Origin of the sequence: uncultured Thiohalocapsa sp. (genome assembly GCF_913063425.1) — a bacterium.
GTDB lineage: Bacteria > Pseudomonadota > Gammaproteobacteria > Chromatiales > Chromatiaceae > Thiohalocapsa.
Genome location: NZ_CAJXYK010000004.1, coordinates 88,271 through 114,001 on the forward strand (window position 1 = coordinate 88,271; position 25,731 = coordinate 114,001).

General features: G+C 67.7%; 32 protein-coding genes, 1 tRNA gene and 1 pseudogene. 15 read left to right on the forward strand and 19 right to left on the reverse strand.

Features of this window, described 5'->3' with window-relative positions:
- The first annotated feature begins 107 nt into the window (after nt 1–107).
- A tRNA-Gly gene (locus tag QZ607_RS03055) sits at nt 108–183 on the forward strand.
- A 370-nt stretch (nt 184–553) separates the two neighbouring features.
- The gene (locus QZ607_RS03060; protein ID WP_295879516.1) at nt 554–1,015 is read left to right on the forward strand and encodes a hypothetical protein; all 462 of its coding nucleotides are present in this window, start codon (nt 554–556) and stop codon (nt 1,013–1,015) included.
- 239 nt (nt 1,016–1,254) lie between these two features.
- Here QZ607_RS03060 and QZ607_RS03065 read toward each other — a convergent pair whose 3' ends face one another.
- Complete coding sequence (locus tag QZ607_RS03065; protein ID WP_295879518.1) at nt 1,255–1,629, reverse strand: hypothetical protein; 375 nt, start codon at nt 1,627–1,629, stop codon at nt 1,255–1,257.
- 218 nt (nt 1,630–1,847) lie between these two features.
- Here QZ607_RS03065 and QZ607_RS03070 point away from each other — a divergent pair, with 218 nt between their 5' ends.
- Entirely contained in the window at nt 1,848–2,297 is a 450-nt protein-coding gene (locus tag QZ607_RS03070; RefSeq protein WP_295879520.1) for a CopG family transcriptional regulator, read from the forward strand.
- On the forward strand, nt 2,290–2,814 hold the full coding sequence (locus QZ607_RS03075) for a GNAT family N-acetyltransferase (protein WP_295879522.1): 525 nt from the start codon (nt 2,290–2,292) through the stop codon (nt 2,812–2,814). The genes QZ607_RS03070 and QZ607_RS03075 overlap by 8 nt, the downstream gene beginning before the upstream one ends.
- Before the next feature lie 228 nt (nt 2,815–3,042).
- On the opposite strand, the gene QZ607_RS03080 is transcribed toward QZ607_RS03075, so the two are convergent.
- Nucleotides 3,043–3,279, reverse strand: a complete 237-nt coding sequence (locus tag QZ607_RS03080; protein WP_295879525.1) for a hypothetical protein — start codon at nt 3,277–3,279, stop codon at nt 3,043–3,045.
- Nucleotides 3,280–3,610: 331 nt separating this feature from the next.
- On the opposite strand from QZ607_RS03080, the gene QZ607_RS03085 reads away from it, so the two are divergent.
- The gene (locus QZ607_RS03085) at nt 3,611–4,546 is read left to right on the forward strand and encodes a cytosolic protein (protein WP_295879527.1); all 936 of its coding nucleotides are present in this window, start codon (nt 3,611–3,613) and stop codon (nt 4,544–4,546) included.
- Between the two features lie 542 nt (nt 4,547–5,088).
- Here QZ607_RS03085 and QZ607_RS03090 read toward each other — a convergent pair.
- The 4 genes from QZ607_RS03090 to QZ607_RS03105 all read right to left on the reverse strand — a co-directional run bounded on the left by QZ607_RS03090 (nt 5,089) and on the right by QZ607_RS03105 (nt 6,509).
- The gene (locus tag QZ607_RS03090; protein ID WP_295879529.1) at nt 5,089–5,382 is read right to left on the reverse strand and encodes a type II toxin-antitoxin system RelE/ParE family toxin; all 294 of its coding nucleotides are present in this window, start codon (nt 5,380–5,382) and stop codon (nt 5,089–5,091) included.
- Nucleotides 5,379–5,567, reverse strand: a complete 189-nt coding sequence (locus QZ607_RS03095) for a hypothetical protein (protein WP_295879532.1) — start codon at nt 5,565–5,567, stop codon at nt 5,379–5,381. The genes QZ607_RS03090 and QZ607_RS03095 overlap by 4 nt, the downstream gene beginning before the upstream one ends.
- Before the next feature lie 256 nt (nt 5,568–5,823).
- Nucleotides 5,824–6,213, reverse strand: coding sequence for a hypothetical protein (locus tag QZ607_RS03100; protein WP_295879535.1), 390 nt, complete (start codon nt 6,211–6,213; stop codon nt 5,824–5,826).
- Nucleotides 6,147–6,509: a hypothetical protein gene (locus QZ607_RS03105; RefSeq protein WP_295879538.1), complete on the reverse strand. Its 363-nt coding sequence runs from the start codon at nt 6,507–6,509 to the stop codon at nt 6,147–6,149. Before QZ607_RS03105 ends, QZ607_RS03100 begins: the two co-directional genes overlap by 67 nt.
- 331 nt (nt 6,510–6,840) lie before the next feature.
- On the opposite strand from QZ607_RS03105, the gene QZ607_RS03110 reads away from it, so the two are divergent.
- From QZ607_RS03110 to QZ607_RS03120, 3 genes are read left to right on the forward strand one after another with little or no spacing between them, the layout of a single operon-like run.
- Entirely contained in the window at nt 6,841–7,854 is a 1,014-nt protein-coding gene (locus QZ607_RS03110) for a helix-turn-helix transcriptional regulator (protein WP_295879541.1), read from the forward strand.
- Nucleotides 7,851–8,207 (forward strand): hypothetical protein, encoded by a 357-nt coding sequence (locus QZ607_RS03115; protein WP_295879544.1) that lies wholly within the window; start codon nt 7,851–7,853, stop codon nt 8,205–8,207. The genes QZ607_RS03110 and QZ607_RS03115 overlap by 4 nt, the downstream gene beginning before the upstream one ends.
- Nucleotides 8,197–8,664 carry a hypothetical protein gene (locus QZ607_RS03120; protein WP_295879546.1) on the forward strand — a complete coding sequence of 156 codons (468 nt, stop codon included), beginning with the start codon at nt 8,197–8,199 and terminating at the stop codon, nt 8,662–8,664. Before QZ607_RS03115 ends, QZ607_RS03120 begins: the two co-directional genes overlap by 11 nt.
- A 54-nt stretch (nt 8,665–8,718) precedes the next feature.
- Here the strand turns inward: QZ607_RS03120 and QZ607_RS03125 are convergent, their stop codons facing one another.
- Nucleotides 8,719–9,048 (reverse strand): type II toxin-antitoxin system MqsA family antitoxin, encoded by a 330-nt coding sequence (locus QZ607_RS03125; RefSeq protein ID WP_295879548.1) that lies wholly within the window; start codon nt 9,046–9,048, stop codon nt 8,719–8,721.
- Nucleotides 9,032–9,355 (reverse strand): type II toxin-antitoxin system RelE/ParE family toxin, encoded by a 324-nt coding sequence (locus tag QZ607_RS03130; protein ID WP_295879550.1) that lies wholly within the window; start codon nt 9,353–9,355, stop codon nt 9,032–9,034. The genes QZ607_RS03125 and QZ607_RS03130 overlap by 17 nt, the downstream gene beginning before the upstream one ends.
- Here QZ607_RS03130 and QZ607_RS03135 point away from each other — a divergent pair.
- Nucleotides 9,354–9,497, forward strand: a complete 144-nt coding sequence (locus QZ607_RS03135; RefSeq protein ID WP_295879553.1) for a hypothetical protein — start codon at nt 9,354–9,356, stop codon at nt 9,495–9,497. The genes QZ607_RS03130 and QZ607_RS03135 overlap by 2 nt on opposite strands.
- Before the next feature lie 7 nt (nt 9,498–9,504).
- On the opposite strand, the gene QZ607_RS03140 is transcribed toward QZ607_RS03135, so the two are convergent.
- Both QZ607_RS03140 and QZ607_RS03145 read right to left on the reverse strand, forming a co-directional pair.
- Nucleotides 9,505–9,789, reverse strand: a complete 285-nt coding sequence (locus QZ607_RS03140) for a UPF0175 family protein (protein WP_295879554.1) — start codon at nt 9,787–9,789, stop codon at nt 9,505–9,507.
- Between the two features lie 72 nt (nt 9,790–9,861).
- A complete protein-coding gene (locus QZ607_RS03145; RefSeq protein ID WP_295879556.1) occupies nt 9,862–10,188 on the reverse strand; it encodes a transcriptional regulator in 327 nt (108 codons plus the stop codon).
- Nucleotides 10,189–10,387: 199 nt separating this feature from the next.
- Between QZ607_RS03145 and QZ607_RS03150 the strand changes: the two genes are divergently transcribed.
- The 3 genes from QZ607_RS03150 to QZ607_RS03160 all read left to right on the forward strand — a co-directional run bounded on the left by QZ607_RS03150 (nt 10,388) and on the right by QZ607_RS03160 (nt 11,201).
- The gene (locus QZ607_RS03150; protein ID WP_295879558.1) at nt 10,388–10,576 is read left to right on the forward strand and encodes a hypothetical protein; all 189 of its coding nucleotides are present in this window, start codon (nt 10,388–10,390) and stop codon (nt 10,574–10,576) included.
- A gap of 46 nt (nt 10,577–10,622) precedes the next feature.
- Nucleotides 10,623–10,847, forward strand: a complete 225-nt coding sequence (locus tag QZ607_RS03155) for a CopG family ribbon-helix-helix protein (protein ID WP_295879559.1) — start codon at nt 10,623–10,625, stop codon at nt 10,845–10,847.
- A gap of 75 nt (nt 10,848–10,922) precedes the next feature.
- Entirely contained in the window at nt 10,923–11,201 is a 279-nt protein-coding gene (locus QZ607_RS03160) for a type II toxin-antitoxin system RelE/ParE family toxin (RefSeq protein WP_295879561.1), read from the forward strand.
- A gap of 33 nt (nt 11,202–11,234) precedes the next feature.
- Here the strand turns inward: QZ607_RS03160 and QZ607_RS03165 are convergent, their stop codons facing one another.
- The 8 genes and pseudogenes from QZ607_RS03165 to QZ607_RS03195 all read right to left on the reverse strand — a co-directional run bounded on the left by QZ607_RS03165 (nt 11,235) and on the right by QZ607_RS03195 (nt 22,081).
- The gene (locus QZ607_RS03165; RefSeq protein WP_295879563.1) at nt 11,235–12,749 is read right to left on the reverse strand and encodes a sigma-54-dependent Fis family transcriptional regulator; all 1,515 of its coding nucleotides are present in this window, start codon (nt 12,747–12,749) and stop codon (nt 11,235–11,237) included.
- A gap of 9 nt (nt 12,750–12,758) precedes the next feature.
- Nucleotides 12,759–12,917, reverse strand: a pseudogene (locus QZ607_RS25805) (helix-turn-helix domain-containing protein); the annotation flags it as partial.
- Nucleotides 12,918–13,128: 211 nt separating this feature from the next.
- A complete protein-coding gene (locus tag QZ607_RS03170; protein WP_295879565.1) occupies nt 13,129–13,791 on the reverse strand; it encodes a YceH family protein in 663 nt (220 codons plus the stop codon).
- Between the two features lie 56 nt (nt 13,792–13,847).
- Nucleotides 13,848–14,708 carry an HAD-IIB family hydrolase gene (locus tag QZ607_RS03175; RefSeq protein ID WP_295879568.1) on the reverse strand — a complete coding sequence of 287 codons (861 nt, stop codon included), beginning with the start codon at nt 14,706–14,708 and terminating at the stop codon, nt 13,848–13,850.
- 78 nt (nt 14,709–14,786) lie between these two features.
- On the reverse strand, nt 14,787–16,958 hold the full coding sequence (locus QZ607_RS03180) for an HAD family hydrolase (protein WP_295879571.1): 2,172 nt from the start codon (nt 16,956–16,958) through the stop codon (nt 14,787–14,789).
- Between the two features lie 187 nt (nt 16,959–17,145).
- A complete protein-coding gene (argA, locus tag QZ607_RS03185) occupies nt 17,146–18,501 on the reverse strand; it encodes an amino-acid N-acetyltransferase (RefSeq protein WP_295879573.1) in 1,356 nt (451 codons plus the stop codon).
- A 234-nt stretch (nt 18,502–18,735) separates the two neighbouring features.
- Nucleotides 18,736–20,256 (reverse strand): sigma-54 dependent transcriptional regulator, encoded by a 1,521-nt coding sequence (locus QZ607_RS03190; RefSeq protein WP_295879575.1) that lies wholly within the window; start codon nt 20,254–20,256, stop codon nt 18,736–18,738.
- 169 nt (nt 20,257–20,425) lie between these two features.
- Nucleotides 20,426–22,081 (reverse strand): ATP-binding protein, encoded by a 1,656-nt coding sequence (locus QZ607_RS03195; protein WP_295879577.1) that lies wholly within the window; start codon nt 22,079–22,081, stop codon nt 20,426–20,428.
- A 187-nt stretch (nt 22,082–22,268) separates the two neighbouring features.
- On the opposite strand from QZ607_RS03195, the gene sucC reads away from it, so the two are divergent.
- From sucC to QZ607_RS03210, 3 genes are all read left to right on the forward strand, one after another.
- The gene (gene sucC, locus QZ607_RS03200) at nt 22,269–23,453 is read left to right on the forward strand and encodes an ADP-forming succinate--CoA ligase subunit beta (protein ID WP_295879579.1); all 1,185 of its coding nucleotides are present in this window, start codon (nt 22,269–22,271) and stop codon (nt 23,451–23,453) included.
- 34 nt (nt 23,454–23,487) lie between these two features.
- Complete coding sequence (gene sucD / locus QZ607_RS03205) at nt 23,488–24,363, forward strand: succinate--CoA ligase subunit alpha (protein ID WP_295879581.1); 876 nt, start codon at nt 23,488–23,490, stop codon at nt 24,361–24,363.
- A gap of 158 nt (nt 24,364–24,521) precedes the next feature.
- The gene (locus tag QZ607_RS03210; protein ID WP_295879584.1) at nt 24,522–24,860 is read left to right on the forward strand and encodes a P-II family nitrogen regulator; all 339 of its coding nucleotides are present in this window, start codon (nt 24,522–24,524) and stop codon (nt 24,858–24,860) included.
- A gap of 3 nt (nt 24,861–24,863) precedes the next feature.
- Here the strand turns inward: QZ607_RS03210 and QZ607_RS03215 are convergent, their stop codons facing one another.
- Nucleotides 24,864–25,694, reverse strand: coding sequence for an outer membrane protein assembly factor BamD (locus QZ607_RS03215; RefSeq protein WP_295879586.1), 831 nt, complete (start codon nt 25,692–25,694; stop codon nt 24,864–24,866).
- Nucleotides 25,695–25,731 lie beyond the last annotated feature (37 nt).

Below are 25,731 nucleotides of genomic sequence, written 5' to 3' on the forward strand. Positions count from 1 at the left end.
TGGTCCGCGTCTGGTCCGCGACTGCTTTCGGCCTGCTGGGCGCCGTCACCGAACAGCAACATCGGCTTGACAGTATCTGCATGGGCGCTATACTTGCGCGCTCTCAGGCGGGAATAGCTCAGTTGGTAGAGCACAACCTTGCCAAGGTTGGGGTCGCGAGTTCGAGTCTCGTTTCCCGCTCCAAGTTTCTGGTCTCCTTCGGTGTTTGCGCAGTCACGGCAAACAGAGCTGCTCTGTTTACCGCGCACCCGTAGGAGCGCCCCGGGCAACCCTGGGCGCAGCCGTCGGTGCATCCACGGCGCACCGCCTGCTCGCGGGCGCCTCCCATCCCTTCAGCGGACCTGTCCAGGTGACCCTGCTGCTTCGCACCAGCGGGCGCTGCGAGGCGCCCGGCGTCGTGCCGTCGCGAATCAGCTCGATGAGGTCGGCGCTCACCTGGGGGTTGCAGGTGAAGTAGGAATGGCCGAACAATCGCCCTCGGGTTCTCGCCGGCGGCGCTGGCCTCGATGCTGCGCTCCTGCGCGGCGCTGGGCAGCGGCGCGCTGCCTCGGCTATGGTCCAGCAGGCGCACACCCTCGACGCCCGGCCTACGCGCCAGGGTGCGGACGGTGCGCTTCAGGTGGCCCACCGCATCGGTCGCGGACTCCGTGGTACTGGTGAAAGAGATCAGCGGGTTGCCGGTCTGGACGCGAGCCAGGTGAAAAACGCGCACACCCTGCGTCAGGCGAGTCGCCTCACCGCCTCAGCTTGTCGATCCGATTTCGGCTGCGGCGACATCGAGCTGAATCGTTTCTTTCAGCACTCACTGCTGCGGTTGGCCTGCCGACTCGCGCTTGAGCTGCGGGAGCGCTGCGGCTCCGTCCGCGTCGTCGTCGATGCCAAGCTCGCTGCGATCCCCTTCTACGGAAAGCTCGGCTTTCGACCGCTGGAGGTGATGCAACGCGCCCTCGGCGACCGCCCGGAGCCCTTGCCGATGTTCCTGGCAATCCGCCGGATCAGCGCCGCGGTGGGCTGAACCTCAACACCAGCGCCCCGGATCGTCGCCGCGGTGGTGCGGTGCTGGCCCATGCCCCAGAGTCCCGCGCCTCGAACGCGCATCGCTCCCAAACTCCGGCGTGGGAGTGTCTGGCCGGCGCTCCAGCGCCGAGTCTCACACGCCGAACCGAGCCCGCGGCATCCGGGACGCTGGAGGGTCCGCCCTGAGCTCCCACGCCGGAGCGTGGGAGCCAGTGAGCACCGCGAGGCTAATCGCCGTCAGCCGGCATCGCGGTCCTCGCGCAGAAATACGGTGAACGCATCCCGTGGCAAGCCGAGTGCGCCGCGCAGGCGGGCGCTGTTGTCGCGAATCTGATTGGCGCTCAGGTTGGTCTCGGCGAAGCCCCCGCGACCGAAGTCCGCCGCCGCGCGCAGGTCGTCGCGTTGTCTGAAGAAATAGCGGTTGCCGCGGCTGCTGATGAAGTCCGGGTTGTCCGGCAGCTGGGCGAAGACCGCCGGCTTGAGCTTGGCCAGATGCCGGCACAGGGTCTCGTAGACCTGTGACCAGGTATGGGTGCCGTCGAAGGGCACGCCGTCGAGGGTGAGCACCGCCCGGCGTTTGCAGCGGAAATCCTCGTCGAGCCCATGCGGCACGCGCTGGTCCAGCGACTGGATGATGCGAACCTGATCTCATCAGTGGGCCGCTCGCGCTCCTCCGCAGAGCCTGTTGCCGCCGATGCATCGAAGGTGCGGACCTGAGTGAAGTCCTCCACCACCCCAGACAGCCGCTCGGCGACGCCCTGAAACTCCGCCACCTGCTCGTTGAATGCGGTCTTGAAGCGCACGCCCTCCGTGAGCGCGTCGTTGTCGTTGTGGTCGATGTTCAGCCGGATGTCATCGGACAGGGCGAGCAGGTCCTCGCCGACGGCTTCGAGGTTGGTGAGGATGCTTTGTATCTCTGCCGCATGAGGTCACCTTGTCGCGCGATGGACGGCAGCGCAAGCGCAATGATAGTCTCGCGCGGCTACAGATTTGTAGAGAGTGGCAGCCCCAGCATGAGCACCCAAATCTCAGCATACATCTCCGACGAGACACGCAGCCAGATCGAGCGCCTCGTGCGCCAGCGCGGTATCACCAAGGCCCGCCTGATCGAGGATGCGCTGCAGCATCACCTCGCCGCGCAGCGGGAGATTCCCGATGATCTCGTGTTGCCGGTTCGCCTGACTCTGACCCAGGCCTCCTTTGAGCAGGTCGTCGCCGAGATCGAAACGGATACCCCGCCCAGCGAGGCCCTGCGGGAGCTGATGCGCGTGGATGGCTGAGGTCGTCGTCCGCCCGCTGGCCAGGTCTGATGACCGATCCGATTTCGGCTGCGGCGACATCGAGCTGGATCGTTTCTTTCAGCGCTATGCCGGACAGAACCAGTTCCGACACCACATCGGCAATACCTACGTCGCCGTCGACGGCGCGCGGATACTCGGCTTCGTCACGGTGAGCCCCGGCGAGATCACCGGGGCGACGGTCTTCGAGCACACCCGCAAGCGGCTGCCAGACTATCCTTTGCCGATCCTGCGGGTCTCGCGCCTCGCCGTAGACCATCGAGCACAACGCCGCGGCATCGGCAAGTTGCTGCTGCGGTTTGCCTTTCGGCTTGCGCTTGAGCTGCGGGATCGCTTCGGCTGCGTCGGCGTCGTCGTGGATGCCAAGGTCACTGCGATCCCCTTCTATACAACGCTGGGCTTTCGACCGCTGGAGGCGATGCAGGGCGCCCTCGGCGACCGCCCGGAGCCCTTGCCGATGTTCCTGGCAATACGCCGGATCATCGCCGCGTTGGAATGAAGCTCAATACCAGCGCGCCCGGTCGCCGCCAAGGCGGTGCCGTTCTGCGCCATGCCCCAGAGTCCCGCGCCTCGCTCCCACGCTCCAGCGTGGGAGTGTCTGGCGGGCGCTCCAGCGCCGAGTCTCACACGCAGAACCGAGCCGGCGGCATTCGGGACGCTGGAGCGTCCGCCCTGAGCTCCCACGCTGGAGCGTGGGAGCCAGTGAGCACCGCCAGGCTAAGCGCAGTCACCCGGCATCCAGGTCCTCGCGCAGAAACGCGGCGAAGGCATCCCGCGGCAGGTCGAATGCCCCGAGCAGGCGGGCAATGTTGTCGCGGATCTGATTGGCGCCCAGGTTGGTCTCGGCGAAGACCTCGCGACCGTCGTCCGATTGCGAACGCAGGTCTTGCGGCTGGTGCGAGAAGTACCTGTTGCCGCGGTTGCTGACGAAAACCGGATTGTACGGATTGTTCCGAGCGGGCATCGAACACCGCCGGCCTCAGCATCGCCCACTTGTGAGTTCAGGTGCCGGCACGGGGCCGCGTAGACCTGCGCCCACGTCTTGGTGCCGTCGAACAGCACGCCGTCCAGCGTGCACACCGCCGGGCGCTTATAGCGGAAGTCCTCGCCGAACCCATGCGGCACCCGCCGGTCCAGCGACTGGGTGATCCGCTCCGGATGCTCCCGTTCTTCGTTGCACTGAGGCGCGTCCGGGGCCTCGAAGCTCAGCACCTTGGTGAAGTCCGCCACCAGCGTCGAGAGGTCTGTTTGACGCAACCAGCGGTCCGGCTTAATGTCGGCGCCGAGGAGCAACCGTGGCCAACGCCATGCCCGACGACTTCGACAGCCCTTGGAAGGACATCCTGGAAGCCTACTTCCCAGACTTCATGGCCTTCTTCTTCCCCGCCGCCGCCGCGGAGATCGACTGGTCGCGAGGCTTCGAGCTGCTGGACAAAGAACTGGCGCAAGTCGTCCAAGACGCCGAGCTGGGCCGGCGCTACGCGGACAAGCTGGTGCGGGTCCATCTCCTAGACGGCAGCGAGGAATGGCTGCTGATCCACATCGAGATCCAAGGCCGGCGCGACGCCGGCTTTGCGCAGCGCATGTTTGTGTATGCCTACCGGCTCTACGACCGCTACGCCCGCGAGATCGTCAGCCTCGCCGTGCTCGCCGACAGCAGCCGCGACTGGCGACCGGACCGCTTCGAGATAGGCCGTTGGGGCAGCCGGCTTGGGCTGGAATTCCCGACCGTCAAGCTGCTCGACTACGCGGGCCGGGAGGCCGAGCTGGAGGCGGAGCTGAACCCCTTCGCAACGGTCGTGCTGACCCACCTGGCCGCCCTCGCCACCCGCCGTGACGCCGAGGCGCGCTACGCGGAGAAGCTCGAGCTCACGCGCCGGCTCTACGAACGCGGCCTGTCCAAGCAGCAGATCCTGCACCTGTACCGCTTCATCGATTGGGTGCTGCGGCTACCCGAGGCGCTGGAGCTGCGATATACCGACGCGATCTATCAAATCGAGGAGAGCAAGAACATGCCCTACCTGAGTTTTGTCGAGCGTCGCGGCGAGGCCCGCGGCGAGACCCGCGGCTTCGGCGTCATGCTCCGTGGTCAGCTGGAACAGCGCTTCGGCCCGCTGTCCGAGGCAATCACCGCGCGTCTTGAAGCCGCCGATGCGGATCAGCTCCTCGCCTGGAGCCGGCGGGTGCTGGACGCGCGCACGTTGGATGAGGTCTTCACTGACGACGCCTGAACCGATCGTCACCTTTGTCCTGGGCGTCAGGGGTAGATCTGACAGGAAACACTTACGAACCTCGTTCAGCCTGCATCCCGATCCTCGCGCAAAAACACAGTGAACGCATCCCGTGGCAAGCCGAATGCGCCGAGCAGGCGGGCGCCATAGGCCAAACAAATTGTCGCGGATCTGATCGGCGCTCAGGTTGGTCTCGGCGAAGACCCCGCGACCGAAGTCCGCCGCCGCGCGCAGGTCGTCGCGCTGGCGGGAGAAGGAGCGGTTGCCGCGGCTGCTGATGAAGTCCGGGTTCATCTCGTGCCGAGGCTCTGCCTCGGCACGCCGTCTTGGCGGCTCTGCCGCCCGCGACTGGTCTGCGACGACCGCGGGCTCGCTGCGCATCGACACAGATGGCGGGGCCATCAAGGCGCGGTGAAGCTGCGACCAGGTGTGGGTGCCGTCGAAGGGCACGCCGTCGAAGGTGAACACCGCTGGGCGCTTGTAGCGGAAGCACCTTAGAGCCCAGACGACACAGGCTGATGCAACGCCTCGATAATCCGAACCTAATCCCCGTTGTCCTGAAGTGCGTTCCGCGCTCCGTGAATCACGGCGAGAATGTCGATGCCGTCCGACTTGATGTGGTAGACGAGCCGGTACGGGCCGCAGAACACCGCTCGGATTTGATCGATATCGTATTCCGGCACTCGCCGACCCGACAGCGGGAATGCCCCGATCTGTTCTGATCGTTTGGTGATTCGATCGATCATGCACAGGGCGTAGGTCTCGGAATCCTGCGCGATGTAGCTGTAGATCGCGTCCAGATGGGCCTCCGCCGCGGCGGTCCAGTGGACCTTCATTCGGTCAAGCCGTACTTCGCTCTGATCTCCGAGACGTCTTTGGTCCTTCCTGATCGGCTGTCCTCCAGCCCTTTCTCGATCACTGCGCGCACATAGATCTCCCGCATCAGGTCTTCCCAAGTCGCATCGATCGGAAGTTGATCGATGAGCTTGTGCGCTTCTTGTTTGCTGACGACCGTAGACATGTTGATCTCCAGTTAGAGCGGCGGTTGAGGAGAGGATATCGGTTTGCCCGCGGAAGGCAAGCGCATCAGCAACCAGTTGCCTACGAAGAGTCTTGCTGATCCCAAGCCCTTTCGGTCTCCCCGGCCCACGCCCAGCGTGCGAACCCCATGCGGCCAGCGCTCGATTCCCCAGCTCGGAAGCAAAGTGTCGCCCCGCGGCAGGGCTTGCCCTGCGGAGCGCGGCAGCGACGAGCGGGGAAGACCGGACCAATCATCATCAGCCGGCATCCCGATCCTCGCGCAGAAACACCGTGAACGCATCCCGTTGCAAGCCGAACGCGCCGAGCAGGCGCGCAATGTTGTCTCGGATCTGATTGGCGCTCAGGTTGGTCTCGGCGAACACCCCACGGCTGAACTCCGCCGCCGCGAGCAGTTCGTCGCGCTGGCGGGAGAAGGAGCGGTTGCCGCGGCTGCTGATGAAGACCGAGTTCATCTCGTGCCGAGGCTCTGCCTCGGCATGCCGTTTTGGCGGCTCTGCCGCCCGCGACTGGTCTGCGACGACCGCGGGCTCGCTGCGCATCGACACAGATGGCGGGGCCATCAAGGCGCGGTGAAGCTGCGACCAGCAGTGGCTGTTGTCGAAGCGCACGCCGTCGAGGGTGAACACCGCCGGGCGTTTGCAGCGGAAATCCTCGTCGAGCCCATGCGGCACGCGCTGGTCGAGCGACTGGATGATCCGAACCTGATCTCATCGGGGGGCCGCTCGCGCCCCTCCACCGAGCCCGGCGCCTCCGGCGCATCGAAGGAACGGACCTGAGTGAAGTCCTCCACCAGCCCCGACAACCGCTCGGCGATGCCCTGAAGCTCCGCCACCTGCTCGTTGAACGACGTCTTGAAGCGCACGTCCTGGGCGAGCGCTTCAGCGCCGTTTTGCTCGGTTTGCGACGCGATGTTTCGTGGCAACACGGGAGGGGGTTGATCCCATTTTCAAAGATCGGCGCAGCCGGGTGTTCCGTTCCCGGAACGCCTTCGACTGAAACGCTGGTTGTTTGTCGACACCAGTCAAGAGGCCGGTGTTGTCGCGCGAAGGACGTCGATTGCGCCTCTTCGGACCAGCGGTCGAGCGGACGACGCCGGATCTGACGGTCATGGCGCCGTTTTAGCGCCGGGCACCAAGTCTCGAATCGAAGTTCACCAAGTGCCGTTAGATAGATTGTTGGCGCCTAAACGTCCGTAGACCATACTCCGAAAGCGCCTATAATTTCCTGCAACGGCACAAGGCAGGAGATGCACCATGACTGATCGTTTGAACCCGGACGCCCTGAAGTTCTACCGAAAGCAGAAGGGTTGGACCCAACAGAAACTCGCAGAGGCGATCCACCCCAGCCCGAGCAGGCGGCAGATCAGCCGCTGGGAGGTAGGCGATCAGATCGACAACATCCGGCAGAGCAATCGCGAACGGCTGTGCGAGGCCCTCGGCGTCGAGTGGGAGCAGTTGACGCGCCCCCCGAAGGAGAAGGACACGTTGAAGTTGTACAACCGGATCCCGCTCAAGGGCGGCATCGACGGATCGGCACGGACCTTTCTCACCATCGTGCAATGGCAACTTGGCTTGACCGAAGACGCGATCCTCGACCTGGCCCCGCTGGCCGTTCTGATCCTTGCAAAGCAGAGCTTGCGCGCGCGACAGACTGCCCTTGATGAAACTCTTCAGGCGTTGGAGGCCGCAACCGCAGAGGCGTGCCGGCGGTTGCCGTACATGCCTGGCGCATTTCACGATGGCTACGACTACGACTGGATTGAGGATGAGCGGAAGTCTCTGAAAGATCGAGAACTGCTGATGACGCACCAGGATGACGAGGGCAACGAACTCTCGCCCTTCGTCAATTTCCTGGAAGATCAACTGAAGACGCTTGGCCTGTTTGAGGACGACCCGATCGATTTCTCGTTCAGCTATCGCGGCGCGATACCGGATTATGCGATCCCTGCGCCCATCCTTGGCCGGATTGTCGGGCTCGAACCGGATAATGAAGCCGACCAGGAGATTCTTGAGAAGATTCAGGATGGGCGGATCGACCTACAGGATGTCGTAGAGAAGAAAAACACGGCTGAGCCAGAAGACTACCGCGGCTGGCTTGAGGAGCGGAACCGGGTGATAACCGAAGAGCTCGCATCGCGCTTCAAAATCCCGGATGGCTTGTTGCTGTTCGCCGAATCTGCGGGAGAACGCGCATCGCAGCTCGATACCGGAAGCACTTCCGACGAAGCGCCCGATGTTGAGAACACCAATACGGAGCAACGCACATGAACCTGGTCCTGACCCAACACGCCGAGGCCCGCATCCGCCAGCGCGGTCTGCGGGAATGCGATATCCCGATGATTGTCGATGCCGGCACGCCGGTGGACGACGACAGCCTGCTGCTGCGCGCGCACGACGTGGACCGGGAGATCCGACGCCGCAAGCAGGAGATCAGCGCGCTGGAGCGATTGCGCGGCTGCCGGGTTGTGATCGCCGCCGACAAGGTCGTCACCGTCTATCGCCCTTCGCGTAGGACCGAGAAGCGCCTGTTGCGCGGCCTGCATCGCCACACCGGTGCGAGCGACTCGAACCGAACCACCCAAGACACATCCGTCGCAGGAGACCACGCCAATGCTGCCTGATACCGTCGAGCTCGCCACACTGCAAAACCAGCTCGCCGGCTTGCAGCAGACCATTGCCAGGCTTCAGAAAGGGATGGAGACACCAGAATCGGTGCCGCAGACCCCTCAGACCCGCGCCCTGGTGTCGGGCTACCGGCTGTTCGGGCAAGATTTCCCGACTCGGTTTGCGAAGGACAGCTTCGTCGGCCTGTTCCGCCACTTCGCCGAGCTGGAACCGGCGTTCCCTGAACGGTTCCGGGTCGCGGCGCGGGGCATCGGGCGCACCCGCCGCTATGTCGGCCGCACGCCGCAGGAGGTCTATCCGAGTCGACCGAAGCTATGGTCTGAAACAGAGCCGTTTGCACCCAGTTGGGTGGTGGGCACCAACGAGAGCGATGACAAGAAGCGCCAACTGCTGAAGCTGGCGTGCCAGGTCATGGGCCTGCGGTTTGGGCGCGATGTGCAGGTGTGGATGTGATGTGGTTAGCCAGGTGGGCTTGAAACAGTGGCTCGGGGCTCAGCGACGTTCGATCTACTCCGTTCCCAGCTCACGCAGGACTTCAGGATGCCGCTCGGCGACACGGAGCAGGGTCTTGGCGGCGCCGCTCGGCTGGCGCCGGCCTTGCTCCCAGTCTTCCAGTGTGCGTTTGGAGATGCCCAACAGGCTCGCGAATCGTGCTTGGGACAGCTTCGTGGCCAGTCGTGCTCTGGTGACGGGGGACTCGACGACTTGGCCGTCGCGAACGATGGTCACGCGGCCGAGTCGACCTGCTTGGAGGTCGTCGACCGAGTCCAACAGTTCCGCGTTCAGGTCCCGCTCGGCATCGCGTTGCAGCAACGCATCTTCAGTCAATCTCGGCATGATCGGCAATCTCTCTGAGGGTGTTGAGGGTGGCCGCGGCGATGTTCTCGCGTGCACTCTTCGCGTAGACCGTCAGCAGCCAGATGCGACCTTTGGCGTCCTGCACGTAGTACAGGATGCGCAGTCCGCCGCGTTTGCCCATCCCCGGACGGGACCAGCGCAGCTTCCGAACGCCACCGGTTGCCGGCACCGCGTCGCCTGCTTGGGGGTTCGCGGCAAGATGGGTCTGCAGTTCCACAAGGTCGCCGTCGTCGAAGTAGTCGCCGGCATAGCGGGTGAATAAGGGCAGCTCGACGAAGGTGTGCATGGCCCAATCGTACGGCAATGCCGGACAATCGCAAGCCCTGACGCTGCCAAGCCCGATTCGGCGCGATCTCGTTCAACCGGACGATCAACCCATGCAGGTTCGGCTGGTGATCCAGTCCGTCGAAGCAGGCGGTCAGGTGTAGAACCGGGCTACTGTCGAGGATGATCACCGGCGGCAGCCTCGGCAGCGGCAAGGTCCTGCGCCAGCTCGTCCGGCTCGATCTGGATGGCCGACACGCCGAGCCTTCCCAGCTCGCTCAGGAACGCGACCCGCGCCATGCCGATCAGCCGCGCGGCTTGGCCGGACGAGAGCTTGCCGGTCTCGAACAGCTTGGCGGCCATCGCCAGCCGTGCCTCTTGCTCGAATTCGGCGCGGCTCATGTGCAGGGCGTCGGGCAGGTTCTCGGGATACTCCAGCGATAGGGTGTGACTCATTGGTGATGCTCTCGGCAGCGGGTGTCGTTTCGGTCGCTATGCTGAACGGATCAGCGGCATCGTAGCAAGCCATCATGGCTTGTCGGCGCAGGCTCGGACGCTGAAGGAGACGCCGTCAGATGCCTTGAGATGGGCGACGACTGCGAACAGGTCGTCGACCCGCGGGTTGCCTTCGGCGCTCAACAAGCGCTTCAGGCTCTTGGGGCTCTTGGGCAACTGCGCGCCGAGGGTCTCGAAGCCGACGGTGGCGTTGATGATGTCGCGCAGGAGCAGTTTGCCGGTCTCAAGGTCGTTGTTGACGAATGCGTCGAGGGCCTCTTCAAGCAGGGCGACGCGGAAGGCCGAGTCGGCCTGGGCGCGGGCTTTGACGACGTCTTTGAAGGCTTTCGCTAGGGGCATGGCTCGGCGGCCCGATGGTCGATTCGGTTGCGCAGGCCCAGGTAGAAGTCGATGGCGTTGTGGAAGTCCTCGGTGAGTGCCTGCAGCGTTTCGCCCTAGAAGGTGATGCGGTCGGTCATGCCGAGGACCTTGCCCCAGTAGATGTCGTCGCGCTCGTCGTGCTCGATGGCGGCGATGTAGCCTTTGTAGCTGAGCGTTCTTGCTGTCATGGCTGGATACCCTGTTCAGAAAGCCAAGCCCGAATCTGCTCGATCTGGTACTTCTTCGCATCTTTGCCGGAGTGAAGACGGTGGGCGTGCTTGACGGAATCGTTGATCTGCATCCGCCGCTCGAAAACGCCAGCGCCGACCGGCTGCACACCTGCGAAGTTGCCCGAGTCCGGCTCTGAACCGCTACACTAGTCCGCAATCGATGGACAACCACAAGGTACACGCATGACAACGCTGACTTTGCCTATCCCGGACGAGACCGACAAGGCCCTCGACGACTTGGCGAAGGCAACAGGCCGATCGAAAGCCGAGCTGGCGCTTGTCGCCATCGATGAGTATACGAGGCCGAATACCTGGCAGGTGGAGGCGATCAGGGCCGGTTTGGCGGACGCGGATGCTGGCCGAGTGGTGGATCACGAGCAGGTCAAGCGACGCTGGCAAGCCGGGTAGTGGGGGGAGACGGAGAACTGATTTGGCTGCTGAAGTGCGCCCACAGCGCTGCCGTTCCAGCTGAATGACTGGCCGATGAAGATCGTCTGGACCCGCCGTGCGGACTGCGATCTGGATGCGGTGGCAGACTACCTCGGCGCCGGCACATCGCCGCCGGTGGCTGTCCGGCGCATTCTGGAAGCCGTCGAGCACCTGGCCGAGCATCCTCACCTCGGTCGGCCCGGCCGGATTCCCGGCACCCGTGAACTCATCGTCAGCGATACACCGTATATCGTGCCTTATCGCGTCCGCGGCCAGCGCTTGGAGGTGCTGCGCGTGCTGCACAGTGCCCGGCGTTGGCCGGATGCCCTCTGATCTCGTCGGTTTATAGATGCAGGTCACGCCGCATCAGGGCTCGACGCCGTGCCTGCGCAGCCAGTTCGTCAGCGTGGTCGGGTTGCTGAAGCCGAGGAGTTTCGCGGCGCGGGTCTTGTTGCCGGCGGTGTGCTGCATGGCCTGCTCCAGGTAGTGTCGCGCAACCTGGTCGATGATGCCATTGAGGTCAATGCCTTGGCGGATGTCTTGGCCCAGGAGCGGGTCTTGGCCCGGCTGGGCAGCCGGGGCCGGCAGCAGGGCTTCGCGGGCGTCGTCGGTGTCGATGATGTCGCCGGGGGTCCAGACGGCGGCGCGGCGCAGGGTGTTGAGCAGCTCGCGGACGTTGCCGGGCCAGGGGTGGGCGAGCAGCAGGCGTCTGGCCTCGATGGAGAGGCGCTTGGGCGAGAAGCCGGGCTCGGTGGCGCTCTCGCGGTTGACCTGGTGGAGCAGGCGGTCGAGGAGCAGGGCGGCGTCGCCGTCGCGCTCGCGCAGCGGCGGTAGGGTGATGACGGCGACGGCCAGGCGGTAGAACAGGTCTTCGCGAAAGCGCCCGGCGGCGACCTCTTGGGTGAGGCTGCGGTTGGTGGCGGCGATGATGCGCACGTCGACGCGCTTGGTTGCGGTGGCGCCGACGCGGGTGATCTCGCCTTCTTGAAGGGCGCGCAGGAAGCGGACCTGGGCCGCCTTGGGCAGCTCGCCGATCTCGTCCAGAAACAGCGTGCCGGTATTGGTGGCCTCGAAGACGCCCTGGCGCGGGCCGACGGCGCCGGTGAAGGCGCCCTTCTCGTGGCCGAACAGCTCGGACTCGATCAGCTCCGGGGCGATGGCGCCGCAGTTGACGGTGATCATCGGCCGGTCGCTGCGCGGGCCGGCCTGGTGGATGGCGCGGGCGAACAGCTCCTTGCCGGTGCCGGATTCGCCCTCGATCAGTACCGGGATGCGGCGCGGCGCGACCCGGCGGGCACGGGCGACGACGCGCTGCATGACGGGGCTCCGGTGGATGATGGCGTCGAAGGCCGGGGCGGCGGGCGGCAGACCGGCGGTCAGTCGGGTCAGTTCGGCATCCGGGCGGCGCAGCAGGTCCGGCAGGAAGTCGGCGCTGAGCTGGAACGGGATCGAGACGGTCTGCACGCCGTGCTCTTTGGACGACTCGATCAGCTCGGCCGGGACGCGGGTCTTGGCGAGGATGATCCAGACCGCGGCCATGGCCGGGGTGCCGGGGCTCAGATGAAAGGTCAGGTGCTCGGGCGTGATGCTGCCGTCGACGAGGATCTGGTCGGTGAGGGCGCGGGCGTGGCGGTAGATGGCCTCGAAGTCCGTCGGGCTTGGCAGCGTGACCGGGTGGGGCTGGATGTGGGCGTCGGTGCGGGCGCGCAGCCAGTCGAGGTAGGGCTCGACCTCGGCGGGCGGGTAGTCGCAGAGCAGCTCCAGCCGAGCGAAGCGGCCAGTTGCCAGGGCCTGGGCGATGGGGCCGATGCCGACTCGATCCTGTTCATCGACAGCGCGCAGGTCGGTGCGGCCGAGCCAGCAGAGCAGGATGCGGTTCATCGATGCATCCTAGCCGTTCTGGTCACGGCGGCGCACCGGCGTACCGAACGACTCCGCACCCAGTTCGCGCAGGACTACGGGATGCCGATCCGCCACGCGGAGCAGGGTCTTGGCGGCGCCGCTCGGCTGGCGCCGGCCTTGCTCCCAGTCTTGCAGGGTGCGTTTTGACGCAGCGCTTTTTCAGTCAATCCCGGCATGATCGAATGAGCCGTCGCGTCAATGTGGGCTGGCCAGACGCTTCGCCCCGGACCTCAATGCAGCACCGCATCCACGGACTCGGCCACCAGAATGCGGTCGAGCCACTCCAACAGCGTGTCGCTGTCGGCGGCGAGCACGCGCTCGCGCACGCGGTCGCTCGGCGAGCGGGGGATGACGCCGGTCAGGGCAGGCGCTCGCGCAGCGCGGCCAGCGCCTGGCTCAGCTCCTGGACCTGTTGCTCAAGCCGCTCCACCCGCTCGGCGAGGGCGCCATCCCCAACCGAGGCCGCCTGTGCCGCCGTGGGGCGCTCTTCCAGCTTCGGCTCACCGCACAGCAGATGTGCGAAGCGCTGCTCGCGGGCGCCGGCCTGGCGCGGCAGCTCGCGCACCAGCGGCGGGTCGTGCTGCACCAGGCCGTCCAGGGTCTCGTGCACCGTGGCCAGGTCCGGCAGATCCGCAAGGCGCGCGGCATGGGTGCGCAGCTCCCCCGGCGTCTGCGGGCCCCGCAGCATGAGCGCACAGAGCAGACCCAGCTGGCGGCGGTCGAGCATGTAGGTGCCGGCGAGCTTGTGGTCGTAGCGCTCGGTGCGGCCGCTGAAGCTTGCGTGGATCAGCCCACGGTCGCGCAGGTGGTTCACGGTGTGGCCCACGTCCCCCGGGGTCAGCTGCATCACCGGGTGGCGGGCGCTCTTCTGGTTGCAGGCGGACACCAGCGCGTTCAGCGTCAGCGGATACTGGTCGGGCGTGGTGCGCTGTTTCTCCATCAGGCTGCCGATGACGCGGGCTTCGATGGGGCTCAGCAGTGGCTCGGGCTGGTCGTTGTCGTCGTCGTGCATGGTGGTCATCGCGGTGGCGGGCGGCGTCTGCCGGGCGCCGCCCTTTCTGGGTTGTGCCGGAGTTTTTAAGCGTCGACGTCCGCCCACAGCGTCACGCTGTTGGGCAGGTAGTGGGCGACGCCTTCCAGGATGCCGGCGGAGTAACAGCCGTTCATGCCGTGGAAGTCGCCCTTGGCCTGGTACAGCCGGTCGGGGTAACCGCTCGCCTCCGCCAGACCGGCCGCATCGGCGCGCACATCGGCGGTGGCGTTGGCCACCAGCACCGCGTTGATGGGGCCTGTGAGCATGGCGAGGTCGTTGCCGCTGTCACCGGCGCAGACGGTGTGATCGGCATCCAGCCCCTCGAGCCGGATCAGCCACTGCACGGCGGTGAGCTTGCTCGCGGCCGCCGGCAGCACGTCCAGCAGGCCGGTGCCGGCGTGCTCGTCGAGGCTCCACACCAGGTTTGCGGCGATGCCCTCGTGCACGAGACGGGCTTCGATCTCCGCGAGCCGTACCGGCCGATCCCAGTCCTCGGGCGTGTAGTAGCTGAGCTTGCAGGGGCCCTGCTTGGCGGGCTCCTGCAGCAGGAGGCCGTCGATGTCGGCGATGAGCTGGTGCAGCGCCGGGCCGTCGCGACCGCCCCAGCTGGCGGCGATCTGCTGCTGCCAGTCGTGCTGGGGCAGCCAGGTGCGGCCCTGTACCCGGTAGATGCTGGTGCCCACGTCGCCGATGAGGTAATCGGGCACCGGGATGTCGAATTCCTCGATGGCCCGGTCCACCAGCGCGTGGTGGCGGCCGGTCACATAGGCCACGCGCACGTCCGGATGTGCGGCGAGTGCCCGGAAACGGGGCCTGGCGCTGGCGGACTCGGGCTGCGAGCCGTTCGGCAGCAGCGTGCGGTCCAGGTCGGTGCAGATGAGAATGGCGCCGTCGGGTGCGGACATCTTGCCCCCTTGCTTGCTGTGCGGTTGCGGTGGATGGTGCGGCCGGGGATGCCGGTGCAGGGCGCGCGGAGCGGTCCCTCAGCCAGTGCCCTTCGGCTCGGGGTCCCTCGGCACCTGGCATGCCTCGAAGAAACGGTAATGCTCGATGGCCTCCATGATGCCGGCGGCGTAGGGCGCCTCGGCGAAATAGATGCCGTCGGTGTCGATGAGCTGGGACAGCTCCTCATGGTGGCGGTTGGCGACGACCACCGCCAGCGTGTTGCCGCGCATCATGTCCTCGTCCGCGCCGCTGCCCCCGGCGGCCAGGCAGTGCTCCAGCGGGATGCCCCACTGGTCCGCCACATAGCGCAGCGCGAGCCCCTTGGATGCCCGCGCCGGCACCACGTCCAGAAACTGGCCGAACGACAGGTTCAGCTGCACGTGCAGGTCCGCCTGGTGCAGCAGGCTGGCGATCTCGTCCAGGCTGGGCGAGACCTCCGGGTCGATGTAGAAGCTCACCTTGAAGCGGCTCTGCTCGGTACGCGGCTGGCGCTCGATGCCCGGCAGGTCGGCGAGCGCGTCCCGCACCCGCCGTGGGTACCAGAGGTAGTCAATGTAGCGTGACCAGGCGTAGTCGCGGGTCAGCTGTGGGGCGTAGTAGATCTCGGTGCCGAGCCCGGTGATGAGCACGTCCGGGCGCGGGATGCCGTAGCGGCGCATGGTGGCCAGCGCCGAGTCCAGCCGCCGGCCGGTGGCGATGCCGAAGCTGGTGCACTTGCGGTTCTCGCGGATGACGCGGATGAAATCCGCCAGCGCGTCCGGATCGCCCAGCAGGTTCTGGTCCAGGTCGGTGAAGATGGCCCGGTCGTGGTAGAGCATGGGCCGGCGCGTCACCGGTGCCCGCGGCGGCGGCTCCACCCGCTCCAGGAGGGGGCCGACGGCGTTCATGTAGCTCTCGGCGTGGGCCTGCCAGGAGTAGTGCTGTTTGACGCCGCTGACGCCGTTCTTGGCGTACTGGCGCCAGCGGTTGCGGTCGCTCAGCACCTTGAGCAGCGCTTTGGTGATGTCCTGGGTGTCCAGCGGGTCGATGAGGATGCCGTTGGAGCAGTGCTTGACGATGTCGATGGGTCCGCCGTCCTCGGTGGCGACAATGGGCAGGCCGCTGGCGGCGGCCTCGATGAGGGTCAGGCCGAAGGGCTCGGTGAGCGCCGGGTTGATGAACACGCCGCCGGAGGCCGCCGCCAGCTGGTAGAGGATCGGCACTTCGTCAGAGCTGTGGTGCTTGGGGTAGGCGACGCGGCCGTACAGGTCGAACAGGTCGATGAGGATCAGGATATCCGTCAGCACCTGCTGGGCGCCGGCGTCCAGCTCGCGGATGTCGTCGCGGTTGCCGGCGACGATGACCAGGTTCGCCAGCCGCTGCAACTCTTCTGACTCGCCATAGGCCTCCACCAGCGTGGCGATGTTCTTGCGCTCGTCCGGCCGCGAGAGCGCCAGGATCATGGGCTTGGCGGGCTGGTGCAGGAAGCGCCCCAGCTCCTGGCGCATGGGCGCACGCTGCTCCGAGCCATCCGGCGGATGGAAGCGCTTGAGGTCCGTGCCCGGCGGAATCACGCTCATGCGCTCGGGCTGGTAATGGTCGTAGAGGCCGTATTGCTCTTCGATCTCCTGCGTGGTGCTGGTGATCACCAGGGCCGCCGCGGCGAGGGTTTCCTCCTCGGCATTGATGCGCCGGTCCATGTTGTAGCGTGCATCGATGGCCTCCTGCTTGATGCCGGAGGCGAGCAGGCGCTGGCGCTTGACCCGGCCGAGTGAATGCCCGGTGTGCACCAGCGGCACGCCGAGCTGCGCCGTGAGCCGCGCGCCCACATAGCCCGCGTCGGCATAGTGGCTGTGCAGCAGCTGCGGCAGGCTGTCTTCCTCGCGCAGGAAGGCCAGGATGTTGTCCGAGAAGGCGTCCAGGTGGTCCCAGAGCTGCTCCTTGGGCAGATAGCCGGCGGGTCCCGCCTCGATGCGCACGATGCGGGCGCCGTTGCCGAGGTCTTCCTGCGGCTCGGCGTAGTCGCCGCTCACGTGCGGGTCCTCCACCAGCCGCGTGAACAGGTCCACCCGGTCCACGTCGTCCCGGGCCGCGAGTGCTCGGGCCAGCTCCACCACGTAGAGCGTCTGCCCGCCGGTGTCCGCATCCCGGCCGAGCTCCAGGCTGTGGCCGCGGATCAGGCCGTGCACACTGATGAGGGCGATGTACAGGTGGCGACGCTTGTCGGACATGGGTGTCAGGGCTGGGGCTGGAATCGGGCCATCAGCCTAACGCTTGCGGGCTTGCGTCTCCAGTGGGGCGTGCCGGAAGGGGGTCTGCGGAGTTGGGTCGGACGCGCCCGGGGCGTTCGCGGCCGGGTTGGTTGCCGCTCGGTGGAGGCTGCGGCGTCCGCTCCTGCTGAGAGGACGCCTACGGCGGTCATGGGACCTGAGCGGATTCGGCCGTTGCGGCGAGCCGCTTCATATAGACCTTGGAATTGCGGCGGGCGTTATAGGCCGCCCGCCGCGTGGTCGGCAGGTCGCCGACGCCGGCGGGCTCGAAGCCGCGCTCGCGGAACCAGTGAGCGGTCTGGGTGGTGAGGACGAAGAGCCGTTTCAGGCCGCGCTCGCGGGCCAGGGCCTCCATGTGCGCGAGCAGCCGGTCGCCGCGGCCGCGGGTGCGGTAGTCCGGGTGCACTACCACGCAGGCGAGCTCGCCGATCTGCTCCTCGGGCCAGCAGAACAGGGCCGCGCAGGAGATCACGGTGCCGTCGCGCTCGGTGACGCGGAAGCGGTCGATGACCTCCTCCAGATCTTCGCGCGGGCGCGGCACGAGCACGCCGGCCTGCTCCAGCGGCTCCAGCAGGGCGCGAATGCCCGGGATGTCGTCGATGCGCGCCGGTCGCAGCTCCTCGAAGGGCCGGTCGGAGATGAGGGTGCCGGCGCCGTCGCGGGTGAAGAGCTCCTGCAGCAGCGCGCCGTCCTGCGCCCGCGGAATCAGGTGGACCCGGCGGATGCCGCTGCGGCAGGCGTCGGCGCCCGCCCGCAGCGCCTGCGCCAGCTCCTCCGGCAGCCCGGCGTCGCCCGCCAGCAGGGCGTCCACGTCGCCGGCGAGCAGACTCGACGCCGGGCGGTCTGCGGCATCGGTGACGCCTTCACCTTCCACCAGGAAGATGAGCTTGTCTGCCGCCAGGGCCACGGCGGCGGCGCGGGCGACGTCGGCGGCCGAAAGATTGAACACCTCGCCCGTGGGCGAGTAGCCGATGGGCGGCATCAGTGCCACGGCGCCGGCGTCCAGGGCTGCGCGCAGGGCCTCGCGATCGATACGCCGGACCTTGCCTGTGTGCTGATAGTCCACGCCGTCGAGCACGCCGATGGGCCGGGCGATGACGAAGTTGCCGGAGGCTACCGGGATGCGCACGCCGGCCATGGGGGAGTTGGCGAGGCCCATGGAGAGCAGCGCCTCCAGCTCCACGCGGGCGCTGCCGGCGGCGTCCTTGACGCAGGCGAGGGCGGCATCGTCGGTGATGCGCAGCCCGCCGATGTAGTGCAGCTCGGTGCCGCGCTCGGCGAGGCGGCGCTCGATCTGCGGTCGGGCGCCGTGCACCAGCACCAGCCGGATGCCGAGGCCGTGCAGCAGGGCGATGTCGTGCACCAGGGTCGGCAGTGCGGGGTCGTCCAGGGCCTCGCCGCCGAAGGCGATGACGAAGGTCCGCCCGCGATGGGCGTGAATGTAGGGGGTGCACTGGCGGAACCAGTGTGCGAAGGAGGTGGCGCTGTTGAGGGTGGGTGGCACGGTGGGGTGCGTGTGGGTGCGGCTGGAATTGGTGCGTCAGCGTGGGTCGATGGGCGGGCTGTTGCCGCCGACGCTGCCATGAAGGCGGCTGCGTTCAAATAGGGAGTGGTCGGATCTGCTGCGGCTCAGCTGGGTCTTCGGGCTGTGGCGTCCGGTGGCCGGCTTGATGTCGGGTAAGCGGTGGGCCGACTGGAAGTCGGCGGCCCCAGGGGGGGCGTCGCGCCCGCGGTGGTCTCAGTCCAGCCCGAGCTTGCTCAGGCGGTAGCGCAGGGAGCGGGGTGTCATGCCGAGCAGCTTGGCCGCGGCGGTGCGGTTCCAGTGGGTGGTGTCCAGGGCCTTGAGTATGGCCTTTTTTTCGATCTCGTCCAGCTTGGCTTCGAGGGGGCGGTCGCCGATGTCGATCTCGGCGTCGGTGCTGTCGGGCTGGGGCTGCGCCTGGGCATGGGCGCGGGGCTGCTGGTTGGTGGCCTGGATTGGCGCTGCGGCTGCCGCCGCTGGGTCGGTGCCGGGGTCGGGGTCTGTGGCGCTCGGCTCGCGGTCGGGCAGGCGCAGGTCAGCGACCTCCAGCACAGGGGCGTCGGACAGGGCGGTGGCGCGCTCCAGGATGTTCTCCAGCTCGCGCACGTTGCCGGGGAAGTCGTAGACGTGCAGCGCCGCGCGTGCGGCCTCCGACAGCCGCTGCGGCTCGCCGCCCGCCTGCGCGGCGATGCGGGTCAGGATGCTCCCGGCGAGTACGTCGATGTCCTCCGGGCGCTCCCGCAGCGGCGGTATGAACAGCTCGATGACGTTGATGCGGTAGAAGAGGTCCTGACGAAAGGCGCCGCGGTCCACCGCCTGCTTCAGGTCGTGGTGGCTCGCGCTGATGATGCGCACGTCCACCGGCACTTCCTGCTCGGCGCCCACCGGGCGCACGCTCTTCTGCTGGATGGCGCGCAGCAGCTTCACCTGCATGGGCAGGGGCAGGTCGGCGATCTCGTCCAGGAACAGGGTACCGCCCTGGGCGGCCTGGAACAGGCCCTGCTTGTCGCTGACGGCGCCGGTGAAGCTGCCCTTGCGGTGGCCGAAGAGCTCGCTCTCCACCAGCTCGCCCGGGATGGCGCCGCAGTTCACCGGCACGAAGGGTGCGTCCGCGCGGGGCCCAAGGGCATGCACCAGCCGCGCGGCGAGCTCCTTGCCGGTGCCGCTCTCGCCGCTGATGAATACCGGCGCCTGGTTGCGCGCGAGCTTGGCGATAAGGCTGCGGATCTCGCGCATCTGCGCCGAGGTGCCGAGCAGCCCGGAGTCGCTGCCGTCGGCGCTCTCCGCCGCGAGCGGCGTGCGCAGCTTGAGCGCCGCGCCGATGAGATCCCGCAGCACATGCAGATCCAGCGGCTTGGCAACGAAGTCGAAGGCGCCCGCCTTCATGGCCGCCACCGCAGACTCCATGTTGCCGTAGGCGGTGATCATGGCCACGGGCGTCTCGGGACGTCGCTCGGCGATGGCCCGCACCAGCTCGATGCCGTTGCCGTCCGGCAGGCGCATGTCCGTGAGGCAAAGGTCGAAGCTGCGCTGCTCGAGCAACGCCTGGGCCTCGTGCAGGCTGCCCGCGGTGGCAGCGACGACGCCGAGCCTGGCGCAGGTGATGCTGACCAGCTCCAGGATGTCGGGCTCATCGTCGACGATGAGCGCCTTGGGCTTGGGTGCCGGGGTCTGCGCGGTTGCAGGGCTGGTTGTGGTATCGGGCGCAGTGGGGTGGGGCGCCGTGGGCTTGGGCATGGGCTCGGGTCGGGGGCTGGCTGCAACGGACGGGGTGCCGGCGCCCTCCCGTGTCGCGGCCCGCGGGCGCAACGGCCGGCGCCGCTTTGCCGCTGGGCCGGCCTTAGGCTGCCGGGTCTCGTGGCCCCGGGCTGGGCGGCTCGGCTGGTCGGACGGATCGGGTTCGGCGTCAGGCCGCGGCGTTACCGGTAGGCCGGCGCATCCCGTTCGGTCCGAATGTCAAGCGAAAACGGCCTTCCATCGGCCCTCCCCCAATATACTCCAACCTCATGCCGTTCGCTTCTGCCAACTCCCGCGCAATGTAGAGACCGAGCCCGGTGCCGCTCGTCGAGGTTGTGAAGAAGGGCTCGAAGATCTGCCGCCGGTTGTCCGGCGTGACGCCGGGGCCCGAGTCCCGCACCTCCAGCTGGATCATGCCGGCGCGGCCGTCGCGACCGGCGCGCAGCTCCACCCGCGCCGGTGCGCCCCCGCGGCTGCCGTGCTTGAAGCCGTTGTCGCACAGGTTGCGCAGGATCTGGCCCAGGTGGCGCACGTCCACGCGCAGCGGCAGCGGGGTTGCGTCCGTCACCACCCGCAGCCGCCCGGCGCAGTCCGGGTGGTTGTCGGCGTATTCGTCGGCAAAGTCCTTGAGCCAGGTTGCGAGGTCGATGTCGGTGCGCTCGGCGGCGTGGCGGCGGGACAGGTCCAGGATGCTCGTGACGGTCTCGTCGATGCGCAGCGCGTTGCGTCGCAGGATGCCGAGCAGGTTGGCGTCGGCCTCGTCGATGTGCTCCGACTCCGCCAGGAGCTGGGCCGCGTGAGTCACCGACGACAGGGGGTTGCGGATGTTGTGGGCGATGCTTGCGGTGAGTCGCCCGAGGGCCGCGAGCTTCATCTCCTGCGCCTGGCGCACCAGCTCGCGCTGGTCGCGCAGGTAGATCAAGGCGCCGTTGACGCGGCTGTCGCCGAGCAGGGTCAGGCTCGGCAGCACCTCGTTGTCGCCGATCTGCACCAGGCTGTCGTCCTGATCCGTGTCGGCGTCGTCGCGCAGGCGCGCAAGAAACCAGTCCCGCAGCGCCGGCGCCAGCAGGAACAGGCTGTCGCCGGGCTGGGCGTCCGGGGCGCCGAGCAGGCGCCGGGCCGCATTGTTCAGCAGCAGCAGCCGGCGCTCGCCGTCGATGGCCACCACCCCCATGGCCATGCGCTGGATGACGTACTCGTTGAGCCGGGACAGGTCCGCGATGTCGACCTTGCGGCGGGCGGCGAGGCGCTCGGTCTCGCGCAGCCGGCGCGTCATCACGTGCGCGAGCAGCGCCACGGCGAAGTAGGTGAGCCCGAGCAGGCCCGCCTGGGTGTAGGTGCCGGACTGGGTGTCGACGTAGAGCTGGGAGTACAGCTGCTGCGTCATCACCGCCAGCGTCGCCAGGGAGGCGAACAGCAGGGACAGTCGCCCCTCCATCAGGATGGCGCCGACGATGACGGCGATGGCGGGCAGCAGCCCGAGGCCGCTGGCGACGCCGCCGGCGAGGTGCATCAGGAGGGTGTAGGCGGTGATGTCCAGGAAGATCGCCACCTGGATCTGATGCGCCCGGCTCGGGCGCTGCGCGCCGATCAGCAGCCCGCCGGCGAGGATGGTCAGGCCGTGCAGGCCGAGGATGACCCGTGCCACCCCGGCGTCGGCGGCGCTGCCGAGCCAGGGCTGCTCCGCTGGGTAGGAGAACAGGAACAGGAGCAGCGCGGCCAGCAGCAGCCGGTAGAGAAACAGCCAGGTGAGGGCACTGTCCGCCCGGAATGCCCGCTGCGCCGCGCCGCCGGGCGCCGCGAGCTGGGCCGGCGGCTGGTCCATACCGTTGCTGCGCAGGGGCAAGACCCGGTTACCTTTGCCAGGGGGGAAGCATTCGCACAGAATAACCGGATCACGCTGATGTCCGCAGTGCGCGCACGCAAGCCGCCCGGTCTGTCGATCCAGCCCGCCAACCCAGTCGGCCAAGCCAACCCCGCCAACCCAACCGCCTGAGCCCAGCCCATCAGCCATGCATCTGCACGAATACCAGGCCAAGACCCTGCTTGCGGACCAGGGCGTGCCGGTGCCGCCCGGGAGGCTGGCCGACAGCGCCGACGCCGCCGCAGCGGCGGCGCGTGCCCTCGGCGGCGAGCGCTGGGTGGTGAAGGCACAGGTGCATGCCGGCGGGCGCGGCAAGGCGGGCGGCGTGCGCCTGTGCGCGAGCGAGGCGGAGGTCGCCGCCGCGGCGCAGGCGCTCATCGGCTCCCGGCTGGCGACGCACCAGAGCGGGCCCGAGGGGCTGCCGGTGGCGCAGGTGCTGGTGGAGGCGGCCACCGCTGTCGCCCGGGAGCTGTACCTGGCGGCGCTGGTGGACCGGGGTGCGGGGCGGGTCGCCTTGATGGCGTCTGCTGCCGGCGGCATGGACATCGAGACGGTGGCGGCCGAGACCCCCGAGCGGCTGCTGCTGACGCATGTGGACCCGGTGATCGGCCTGCTGCCCTGGCAAGGGCGGCGGCTCGGGTATGGCCTTGGGCTCAGCAAGCCGCAGGTGGCGGCCCTGGGTGAGATGCTGGCAGGCCTGTATCGGCTGCTGACGGCGTCCGATGCCGCTTTGGTGGAGATCAACCCCCTGGTGGTCACCGCCGCCGGCGACCTGCTCGCCCTGGACGCCAAGGTGAACCTGGACGACAACGCCCTCTACCGCCACGCCGACCTCGCCGGGCTGCGGGACCCCGCCCAGGAGGACCCGCGGGAGCTCGCCGCCGCGGCGCATCAGCTGAGCTATATCGCCCTCGACGGTGATATCGGCTGCATGGTGAACGGCGCCGGGCTCGCCATGGCCACCATGGACCTGGTGCAGCTGCACGGCGGCGCGCCGGCCAATTTCCTCGACGTGGGCGGCGGCACCAGCGCCGAGCGCGTGGCCGAGGCCTTCAAGCTGATCCTGAGCGACGGTCGTGTGCGTGCGGTGCTGGTGAACATCTTCGGCGGCATCGTGCGCTGCGACCTCATTGCCGAGGGCATCGTCGCCGCCGCGCGGGAGGTGGCGCTGAACGTGCCGCTGGTGGTGCGCCTGGAGGGCACCCGCGCTGCCGAGGGCCTGGCGCTGCTTGCGGCGAGCGGGCTCGCGCTCACCACCGCCAGCAGTCTCGCCGACGCGGCCCAGCAGGCCGTGGCCGCGGCAGCTGCCAGGGCTGACAACTGCCAGGGCTGACAACTGCCAGGGCTGACAACTGAAGGAGCAGCGCATGGGCGTACTCGTCAACGCACAGACACGGGTGATCTGCCAGGGCTTCACCGGCCGGCAGGGCAGCTTCCACAGCGAGCAGGCCATCGCCTATGGCACCAACCTCGTCGGCGGGGTCACGCCGGGCAAGGGCGGGCAGCGCCACCTGGACCGACCCGTGTTCGACACCGTCCACGACGCGGTGCGCGAGACCGGCGCCGACGCCAGCATGATCTACGTCCCGGCGCCCTTCGCGCCGGATGCCGTCATGGAGGCGGCGGATGCGGGCATCCGCGTCATCGTCTGCATCACCGAGGGCATCCCGGTGCTGGACATGCTGCGGGTGCGAGCCGCCCTTGCCGGTGCCGACGCAGTGCTGATCGGCCCCAATTGCCCGGGCATCATCACGCCGGGTGCCTGCAAGATCGGGATCATGCCGGGGGCCATCCACAGCCCGGGGCGTGTCGGCATCGTCTCGCGCTCCGGCACCCTGACCTACGAGGCGGTGCACCAGACCACGGCGGCGGGCCTTGGCCAGAGCACCTGTATCGGTATCGGCGGGGATCCCATCCACGGGCTCGACTTCATCGACTGCCTGGACCTGTTCGAGCAGGACCCGCAGACCGACGCGGTGCTGCTGGTGGGGGAGATCGGCGGCGACGACGAGGAGCGCGCGGCGGCGCACATCGCCGCCCACATCAGCAAGCCCGTGGTCGCCTACATCGCAGGCGTTACTGCGCCGCCCGGCAAGCGCATGGGCCACGCCGGCGCCATCGTCAGCGGCGGTGCCGGCACTGCGGAGGGCAAGTACAGGGCGCTGGCCGACGCCGGCGTCACCACGGTGCGCTCGCCGGCGGAGATGGGCGCTGCCGTGGCGGCCGTGCTGGGCGGGGGCTGAAGCGCACACCTGCACCCGAAGCGTGCCGCCCGCTGCCGTCTCGCCCGGACCCGGCTGCCGCAGCAGCCGCCGCTATGGTTTCGCCGTCGGCTGGCCCCTATACTCCCCGTCATCGTCGCCCTATTCCATCATCGCCCAGCGCCCAACCGGAGGACGCCATGAAAAAGGTCGAAGCCATCATCAAGCCGTTCAAGCTCGACGACGTCCGTGAAGCCCTGTCGGAGGCGGGCATCACGGGCATGACTTCCATCGAGGTCAAGGGCTTCGGCCGTCAGAAGGGGCACACGGAGCTCTACCGCGGTGCCGAGTACGTGGTGGACTTCCTGCCGAAGGTGAAGATCGAGCTGGTGGTCACAGACGAGCAGCTGAACAAATGTGTGGATGCGGTCACCAAGGCCGCGCGCACGGGCAAGATCGGCGACGGCAAGATCTTCATCAGCACCATCGACCGGGTGGTGCGCATCCGCACCGGCGAGGAGAACGAAGCGGCCGTCTGAGGCTCAGTTCTCGTCCAGCCCCAAGTAATCCCAGATACGCCGCCCGAGGCTGATCTCTTCCGGCGCCGGCGTATCATCGATGAAGCGCCCTTCGCGGCGGTTCAGCTCCAGCACGCGGCGGGCGTCGGCGGCGAGGTTTTCCTTGCCCAGACGCTCGTAGGCGTCGATGAGCACCTCCAGTGCGTCCTCGACGGCGGCCGTGCGCTGAAAGCGCTCGATGACGTACTGCGCCCGGTTGGCCGCCGCCAGGTAGGCGCCCCGCCTCATGTAATACTCGGCGACGTTCACCTCGCTGCGCGCAAGGTTGCTGCGTAGGTAGAGCATGCGCTGGCGGGCGTCCGGCGCATAGCGACTGTCCGGGAAGCGGCGCACCAGCTCGGCGAAGTCCTCGAAGGCATCCAGCGCCGAGCCCGGGTCGCGCTGGGACTGATCCGTGGGCAGGAAGCGGTCGATGAAGCCGACGCTGCGGTTGTAGTTGACGATGCCCTTCAGATAATACGCATAGTCCACATAAGGGTTCTGCGGATAGAGCCTGATGAAGCGGTCGGCGGCCGCAAGCGCCTGCTCGGGCTCCTCCGCCTTGTAATACGCATAGGCGATGTCGAGCTGACCCTGCATGGCGTAGCGCCCGAACGGATAGCGGGTCTCCAGCTTCTGGTAGAGCTCGATGGCGCGCTTGTAGTTCGCGCCGTCCAGGTCGCCGGCGGCCTTGTTGTACAGCTCGGCGGCGGACCACCCCTCGGTCTCATCGAACTCCTTGCCGATGATGCCGCAGCCGGTGGGACCCATGGCGAGCCCGACGGCGAGCAGGAGAATGGCAAAGACTGCGCGCATCGTGAGGCCGAATTGCAGGTTAAAGCAAAGCCCAGCA

Bases quoted from the DNA above. Each gene is read 5' to 3' on its own strand.
- QZ607_RS03080 (WP_295879525.1), bottom strand. From the start codon at position 3,279: ATGCCCGCTCGGAACAATCCGTACAATCCGGTTTTCGTCAGCAACCGC.
- QZ607_RS03215 (WP_295879586.1), bottom strand. From the start codon at position 25,694: ATGCGCGCAGTCTTTGCCATTCTCCTGCTCGCCGTCGGGCTCGCCATG.
- QZ607_RS03120 (WP_295879546.1), top strand. From the start codon at position 8,197: ATGCTGCCTGATACCGTCGAGCTCGCCACACTGCAAAACCAGCTCGCC.
- QZ607_RS03175 (WP_295879568.1), bottom strand. From the start codon at position 14,708: ATGTCCGCACCCGACGGCGCCATTCTCATCTGCACCGACCTGGACCGC.
- sucC (WP_295879579.1), top strand. From the start codon at position 22,269: ATGCATCTGCACGAATACCAGGCCAAGACCCTGCTTGCGGACCAGGGC.
- QZ607_RS03180 (WP_295879571.1), bottom strand. From the start codon at position 16,958: ATGTCCGACAAGCGTCGCCACCTGTACATCGCCCTCATCAGTGTGCAC.
- QZ607_RS03130 (WP_295879550.1), bottom strand. From the start codon at position 9,355: ATGCACACCTTCGTCGAGCTGCCCTTATTCACCCGCTATGCCGGCGAC.
- QZ607_RS03060 (WP_295879516.1), top strand. From the start codon at position 554: ATGGTCCAGCAGGCGCACACCCTCGACGCCCGGCCTACGCGCCAGGGT.
- QZ607_RS03095 (WP_295879532.1), bottom strand. From the start codon at position 5,567: ATGTCTACGGTCGTCAGCAAACAAGAAGCGCACAAGCTCATCGATCAA.
- QZ607_RS03190 (WP_295879575.1), bottom strand. From the start codon at position 20,256: ATGCCCAAGCCCACGGCGCCCCACCCCACTGCGCCCGATACCACAACC.
- QZ607_RS03075 (WP_295879522.1), top strand. From the start codon at position 2,290: ATGGCTGAGGTCGTCGTCCGCCCGCTGGCCAGGTCTGATGACCGATCC.
- QZ607_RS03115 (WP_295879544.1), top strand. From the start codon at position 7,851: ATGAACCTGGTCCTGACCCAACACGCCGAGGCCCGCATCCGCCAGCGC.
- QZ607_RS03090 (WP_295879529.1), bottom strand. From the start codon at position 5,382: ATGAAGGTCCACTGGACCGCCGCGGCGGAGGCCCATCTGGACGCGATC.
- QZ607_RS03125 (WP_295879548.1), bottom strand. From the start codon at position 9,048: ATGCCGAGATTGACTGAAGATGCGTTGCTGCAACGCGATGCCGAGCGG.
- QZ607_RS03165 (WP_295879563.1), bottom strand. From the start codon at position 12,749: ATGAACCGCATCCTGCTCTGCTGGCTCGGCCGCACCGACCTGCGCGCT.
- QZ607_RS03160 (WP_295879561.1), top strand. From the start codon at position 10,923: ATGAAGATCGTCTGGACCCGCCGTGCGGACTGCGATCTGGATGCGGTG.
- QZ607_RS03110 (WP_295879541.1), top strand. From the start codon at position 6,841: ATGACTGATCGTTTGAACCCGGACGCCCTGAAGTTCTACCGAAAGCAG.
- sucD (WP_295879581.1), top strand. From the start codon at position 23,488: ATGGGCGTACTCGTCAACGCACAGACACGGGTGATCTGCCAGGGCTTC.
- QZ607_RS03135 (WP_295879553.1), top strand. From the start codon at position 9,354: ATGGCCCAATCGTACGGCAATGCCGGACAATCGCAAGCCCTGACGCTG.
- QZ607_RS03145 (WP_295879556.1), bottom strand. From the start codon at position 10,188: ATGCCCCTAGCGAAAGCCTTCAAAGACGTCGTCAAAGCCCGCGCCCAG.
- QZ607_RS03195 (WP_295879577.1), bottom strand. From the start codon at position 22,081: ATGGACCAGCCGCCGGCCCAGCTCGCGGCGCCCGGCGGCGCGGCGCAG.
- QZ607_RS03210 (WP_295879584.1), top strand. From the start codon at position 24,522: ATGAAAAAGGTCGAAGCCATCATCAAGCCGTTCAAGCTCGACGACGTC.
- QZ607_RS03170 (WP_295879565.1), bottom strand. From the start codon at position 13,791: ATGACCACCATGCACGACGACGACAACGACCAGCCCGAGCCACTGCTG.
- QZ607_RS03155 (WP_295879559.1), top strand. From the start codon at position 10,623: ATGACAACGCTGACTTTGCCTATCCCGGACGAGACCGACAAGGCCCTC.
- QZ607_RS03140 (WP_295879554.1), bottom strand. From the start codon at position 9,789: ATGAGTCACACCCTATCGCTGGAGTATCCCGAGAACCTGCCCGACGCC.